Source organism: Dapis brunnea BLCC-M229 (genome assembly GCF_050015995.1).
Classification (GTDB): domain Bacteria; phylum Cyanobacteriota; class Cyanobacteriia; order Cyanobacteriales; family Microcoleaceae; genus Trichodesmium.
Window position 1 is genome coordinate 50456 of sequence record NZ_JBNHEP010000298.1, and the last position, 6000, is coordinate 56455.

Below are 6000 nucleotides of genomic sequence, written 5' to 3' on the forward strand. Positions count from 1 at the left end.
CCTTATTTTTAACCTGTTTTTTCCTAAAGTCCAGATAGGTGAAAGTTCAAATATTAAACCATATCTCCTCACAAAACTATTGTTATGGCAGAATGTGACCCCTGAGTGCTCAATGTGTAAGAAAATTCACCTCCACCCACAATAAAAAGTTAATTGTGTAAGAAAATTCACCTCCACCCACAATAAAAAGTTAATTGTGATAACTCATGCACATTTTCCCACTTCCCCAAAAACTAGGAGATGATAAAAATATAGAGCAGGACTTACACAAAGAATCTAAATATAGTAGGTCTATCTTGAAAAAGACCAATTAATGCTCTATATATAGCGTTAATGCGTAAGTCCTGCTCAATTCAAAAAACAAGGAGAAAATTATGTTTACTGCAACTCAAACAACTACTACTCGTCCTACTATATCCCTTGGTAGCACTGGTGAAGATGTGAAAGATTTACAAAAAGTTTTGAATGTCACTGTTGCTAATAATAGGTTAGTAGTTGATGGAATATTTGGTAATCTTACAAAGGAAGCTGTCATAGCTTTTCAAAAATACTATGGTTTAACTGCGGATGGAATTGTGGGTTCCCAAACTTGGGCAGTAGTAGATACAATTGTCCGCGCTACTCTGTATTTTGGTAGCACTAGAGAAGATGTAGAATATCTACAAAGACGGTTAAAAATGGTATTGGATTTGGTTCTTTGGTAGTTGATGGAATATTTGGTGTAGCAACAGAAGAAGCTGTGAAGAATTTCCAAAAATCCTCTGGTTTAACTGTAGATGGAATTGTTGGTCCCCAAACTTGGGAACGATTAGAATTGATCGATGTTTAGAGTTGAATTCACTAATCAAAACTAATCAGGACTTACGCTAGGGCGCTATACATAGCGTCTACTAATTTAGGCGATATAGCTGTCGCACTTGCTCCGCCTTTTCCTGACGGAATGCTCCGCAAACATGTCGGCGACAGCCGAAACGCCTCAATATTTCTGCCATTCTTAAAGGCGTAAAACTAGGGTAACTGTAATTAAGTGCCAACTGCCCTGTAATCACAAACTAGATAAGGAATTTACTCGATTTCAGTCTTCACTATTTATTAAAAATAGTTGATGAAAGGAATAGCATACTTTTCTAGGTAAGGAATTAAAAGTTTTGCCAAACAAGAATTATAAGATTAGTTGGCACTAAACATTAGGATTCTGGATAATATTGTATATGATAAGAAAAAATATCTCAACTAAATTCTCAATTTCTTTTCTTATAGGAATATTGGTACTTATTTCTACTGGTTGGTATTTTAAACATCATAAAAACACTGCTGAATTCTTACCAACTCCTGAAGCCGTACCAACTCCTGAAGCCTTAAAGGAGGTAGGAGTAGGAAAAATATTATCAGAATCATCTCCTATTACATCACAAAGTCCAGCATCTCAAGCAGAGCCTATCCCTGATATGCCTGGAATTAGTCCAAGACAGACTCCAAGACTTGGTGCTGATGAATTGTCAAAAATAGCTTTAAAAAGAGCCTTTGATAATCTTTCAAGTGGATTTGTTCGTCTGAATAAACCACCTGAAAAAATGAAGGTAGGTGATACTGAAGAAGTTAAATTAAGAATCTCTCGAAATTTAGAATCTAATTTATCAGAGTATCTTGAATCGAACTCTGATACTGCTGAAATAATGATAAGCCACTTTATGAAGGCAACTTTAAAAAGTGAGGGTGAACACATTGAAGTAAAACCACTATATCCCGTAGATGGAAAGCAAGCCCTACCAGAAGCTGGTTCAGCTGAATGGGTTTGGAGTGTGACAGCAAAAGAAGCAGGTGAAGATATCACTCTTTATCTAGTGGTTTATGCTCGTTTTAATACTGATAATCAGTCACAAGAAAGTTTTCAGTTAAAGACTTATGAGTTAGACATAGATGTGACAGTTGAGCCTTATGCTTTTTGGAAAAAAAACTGGAAGTGGATAATAGAAAACATGGATAAAATAGGATTAGTAGGTACTGGGACTGTCTTTTTGTCTCAAAGTAAAAAGTTTTTAAACAAACTTGAAAAATCCCATAGGCCGGTAGATGTCGCGACGAATAATAATAAAGCCTCGGATCAGAAGTAATATACCTGTCGCTTTATGGCTTAAAAAAAATCCCTAAATATCTCGTTCTGTAAGAATTATAGCTATTACTAATTTAAACGCTGGTAATTATTTTCCTGTCTGGGTTTGATAGGAAACAAAACAAACTGACAAAATACTTAAAGGAAGATAAAAATATGAACATCAAAGCTATTGCTCTTGCATCTATTATTGGTTTATCTGTTCCTGCGATCGCAGATATTACCTGAAATTCTCATAGTGCTTCTGCAATGCCTACCGATTTTGTCCGTCCAACTGGAGCTTTCATGGATAATAGGGAAAATTCGGTTGTTTTGCTGAAATTAGATGAGTTCAGAAACTATACTTATGAAGCTAAATCTAGAAAAAGTGGTGCTTTTATAACTTTGAAAAATCCTGATATTAAAGGGAATAACAAAGGCTATACTTATACCTTTAAAAACGGAAATCACAAATATATTATTGCTCACCGCCCTAAAAATCCATCAATTATCCGCCTGACTGTTGTCAACCCACAAGGATATGTAATCTTGAACCGCTTGATGGAAAAGGTTGGTACTGATTCGGTTGTCAATTCAATTGTGGGAAACTATGAAAATCATTTGTATCATTCTGGTGGAAAAAACGATTGGCATTATGTGACTATTAGTCGGATCGATGATAACACACTTCAATGGAAAAATCGTCTTGGTATAACCTGGACACTTCACGCAACAAAACATAGAGAAATACTTAAAGTTGGGAAAGATTGTCCGTACTTTGATCATGGTCATACTACTGCTACAGTAATATGGGATGGAAATCAAGTTTTAGGAATACTTGGACCCTGGAATAAGCGATATGAGAGGTCTAACTAAATACTAAATAAATTAGGAATGAGAATTAAGATTAACTTGAAGCAATTGCTTCAAGTGCTAAAGGCTATATATGTGTCTTGGCGTAATTCCTGTTGGTATTAGGAGTCAGAAATCGACAGAAATAGAACAGTTCAACCCTGCATCTTCAGGTGTTGAAAACTTCACAGGAATAAATGTAAAACTGTACTCCTGACTCGTTGGACAAGGAACAACCTTAACTAACTCAATAGATTGTTCTTTACGATCGCCAGTCCCTGGTTTAAATTCAATTTGTCCTGTTACCCCCTCAAAGTTGAAATTTTTATCTGCTAATATCTTCTGAATTCCTAAGCGGGTAGGTTGTTGCCGAATCCCTTCAAGGAGAACCTGAGCTGCGTCATAGCTCAAAGCTGTACGGTTACTAACAGACCCTCCCCAAAGCTGCTCAGTGGTCTGAGAAAAATAGGATTTTGGATTGCTTAGGGGATGCCAGTTAACGGTGATCATCAGTTTTTCCAAGAGTTCTGGTTGAGAGAATTTCAGGGTTTTGGGACTGTAAATTGACGAATCACCAATTATCCAGTTTTGACCATCATTTTCTTCGATGATTTTCAGAGCATTAACTAGAGCATTAGTCACTTGCCCATCTGGGATGAGAACAATAGCTGATTTACCATATTTTCTGACTTTTTGGATAGCATTTTTAGCATTAAAATTAGGCTGAGAAATATCAAATAAATCAATAACATATCCTCCTTTTTCTGAGAGTTTTTGTTTAAAATGTTTTTTGTAATCACTAGAATAGGGACTAGCAGGATTATAAAAAATTGTAGCTCTATTTTGATTAATTTTATTCATCAAGACATCAACCATTGCTTCTGCTCGCAGATGATTAGTTGTGACAACTCGGAAGAAAAATGGTCTAGGTGGTTCTGTGAGTTCAGATGTGCTTGCACCAGGAGAAACTGATACTAATTGATTTCGGTTATATATATCTACAGTTGCCATCGTCATATCACTGGTCCAAGAAGCAATAACACCTAAAATATCTGACCGTTTGACCAGGGTTTGGGCAACCTTCTGCGCTTGAGTCTCTAAGTTAGCATCATTAGCAATGATAACTTTTAAACCTTTTCCATTCAAGCTTTTCAAGTCTAGAAAATTTGCATCTGGTAAAGTGAAATTAGAGGATTTTGCCTGATAAAATAAATTCAAGTTAGCTTCCATTTGCGCTTGAGCTACTCCCCGCAAGATTTCTTCAGCGAGTTCTACATTACTCACATTCCCCGTTTCATCTTGTAAAACTGGAACCACAACTGCAATAGTATAGTAATCAACACCCGTCGCTTCTAAAAGAGTATTATTGAGATAAATTAAAGTTTCTGGGTCTCTTCGTTCCGTCTTCCAACTTTGCTGAAGATTTTGAGCTGCCTCCTGATAACTTTTTTTGGTGACAAAACAATCATTCCACTTTTGCCGAATATGACTATTCCAAATAGGTAGAAAATGATTCAATGGTTTTTGGCATTGGGCAACTGCATCCACACCCCTTTGTTTGTCTCGTGGTTGAAATAGTTTTATCAGAATTTCCTCACCTTTACTGATGTTATCTCCAAGGGTTTCAGGTTGAGGATAAAACCAACGACAAATTCCCAAAACACCAACGGTCGTCAAGAAAAACAGAATTATGTGCTTGGGTTTTATTGGAGGTTCAGGTTCAGGTTCAGGTTCAGGTAGAGACCAATATAGTTCAGGTGTAGCAGGATTTTGGATGAGTACAGGCAGTCTAGATGCTCTTGGATAAAACAATTCATTGGGAATAGCAATTTCCAGTTGTTGCAAACGTCTCCGTGCTTTTCTAACGGAGGTGTGGAGAGGTTGCCCTTGAGTAAATTCTTCCAGGAAATATTTTAAAAAACGCCGTGCCACTAAATCCGGAACAGGTTCTCGCATCACAATCAAATGGGGAATATTAAAATCAGCTAAATATTCAGCAATACCCAGTCCATCACAGGAATTAAAAATTGCCAGCTTGACTCTAGGAGCATTTCTCCTCAAAGCTTCTCTCAAAAGATCGATTGATAAATTTAAGGCATGATCGACATGAATAGTCTGACCAGAACTGTGCCCAGCATAAAAAATAATATCCCAATTTCCGAGCCAAAGAGTATCAAATAGTTCTTGAGGAGTCAGAGAATTTGCTCTCCCTGGAATAGAGGTAATACTTGCTCCATGTATATTTAAGTTCTCAATCAGTTCCCGATCCTCTTGCAGTTTTAATCCTCCTTCATCGCTGCCAAAAATTGCTAGAATGTGAATCGGTTTCTCCAAGGTTTCTGTTGGTCGATTATGCTTAGATAAAAGGGAAAATTCTGCCTGGGGTAAAAAATATGATTTCTCAAATAAATCCCAACAATCCCAGGATAACTTACGCAGATAAGGATTTGATGTATCGATTATAACTCGTACTGATTCATTTGTAGTTCTGTATTGAAGTTCTCCTATAATTCGCGCTGTTATAGCTCCAAAGATAGGTTGCCCCAACCAATTTCTGACATTAGATTCTAGGGTTAGAGTGGCATTTTGACAGCCTTCTAAACTGGAGATGTTGGTAGTTTGCCCATCTGGTATATGTATCCCTCGTCGGTGTCCTCCCAACTCAATATAAATCTTTCTCCATTCATCATAAACTATAGGAAAATCTGGGTTAGGGGGCAATTGAGGACACTTGCGTTCTGTGGCAATGATACTACCATCTTGCCAAAACTCCAGGGAAACAGGAAAACCTAATTCAAAACTGCCTTCTTCGATTTTGATAACAACTTGTCTATGCATTATTATTAATTTATTGCTTTGGTTTTAATATTATATTCATTTCAATAGACATCTCCAAAAATTTGCTCTTTGTAGGTTGGGTTGAGGATACGAAACCCAACACTGAATCTCAATGCCACAAAGATATTATATTGTCAAACCTTTTGTTTGTTTGTAGTAGGGTTTTAGCCCTAAAATAGATATTATATTGTCAAACCTTTTGTTTGTTTGTAGTAGGG

At 36.7% G+C, this 6000-nt stretch carries 5 protein-coding genes; 4 read left to right on the forward strand and 1 reads right to left on the reverse strand.

Features of this window, described 5'->3' with window-relative positions:
- Window positions 1–374: 374 nt before the first annotated feature.
- The 4 genes from ACP6PM_RS34660 to ACP6PM_RS34675 all read left to right on the forward strand — a co-directional run bounded on the left by ACP6PM_RS34660 (window position 375) and on the right by ACP6PM_RS34675 (window position 2968).
- On the forward strand, window positions 375–704 hold the full coding sequence (locus tag ACP6PM_RS34660) for a peptidoglycan-binding domain-containing protein (RefSeq protein ID WP_426591414.1): 330 nt from the start codon (window positions 375–377) through the stop codon (window positions 702–704).
- Complete coding sequence (locus ACP6PM_RS34665; protein WP_426580965.1) at window positions 698–829, forward strand: peptidoglycan-binding domain-containing protein; 132 nt, start codon at window positions 698–700, stop codon at window positions 827–829. The genes ACP6PM_RS34660 and ACP6PM_RS34665 overlap by 7 nt, the downstream gene beginning before the upstream one ends.
- Before the next feature lie 382 nt (window positions 830–1211).
- Window positions 1212–2114: a hypothetical protein gene (locus ACP6PM_RS34670; RefSeq protein WP_426580963.1), complete on the forward strand. Its 903-nt coding sequence runs from the start codon at window positions 1212–1214 to the stop codon at window positions 2112–2114.
- Window positions 2115–2362: 248 nt separating this feature from the next.
- The gene (locus tag ACP6PM_RS34675) at window positions 2363–2968 is read left to right on the forward strand and encodes a hypothetical protein (RefSeq protein WP_426580962.1); all 606 of its coding nucleotides are present in this window, start codon (window positions 2363–2365) and stop codon (window positions 2966–2968) included.
- Window positions 2969–3073: 105 nt separating this feature from the next.
- On the opposite strand, the gene ACP6PM_RS34680 is transcribed toward ACP6PM_RS34675, so the two are convergent.
- Window positions 3074–5782 carry an ABC transporter substrate-binding protein gene (locus ACP6PM_RS34680; RefSeq protein ID WP_426580960.1) on the reverse strand — a complete coding sequence of 903 codons (2709 nt, stop codon included), beginning with the start codon at window positions 5780–5782 and terminating at the stop codon, window positions 3074–3076.
- Window positions 5783–6000 lie beyond the last annotated feature (218 nt).

Bases quoted from the DNA above. Each gene is read 5' to 3' on its own strand.
- ACP6PM_RS34670 (WP_426580963.1), top strand. From the start codon at position 1,212: ATGATAAGAAAAAATATCTCAACTAAATTCTCAATTTCTTTTCTTATA.
- ACP6PM_RS34675 (WP_426580962.1), top strand. From the start codon at position 2,363: ATGCCTACCGATTTTGTCCGTCCAACTGGAGCTTTCATGGATAATAGG.
- ACP6PM_RS34660 (WP_426591414.1), top strand. From the start codon at position 375: ATGTTTACTGCAACTCAAACAACTACTACTCGTCCTACTATATCCCTT.
- ACP6PM_RS34680 (WP_426580960.1), bottom strand. From the start codon at position 5,782: ATGCATAGACAAGTTGTTATCAAAATCGAAGAAGGCAGTTTTGAATTA.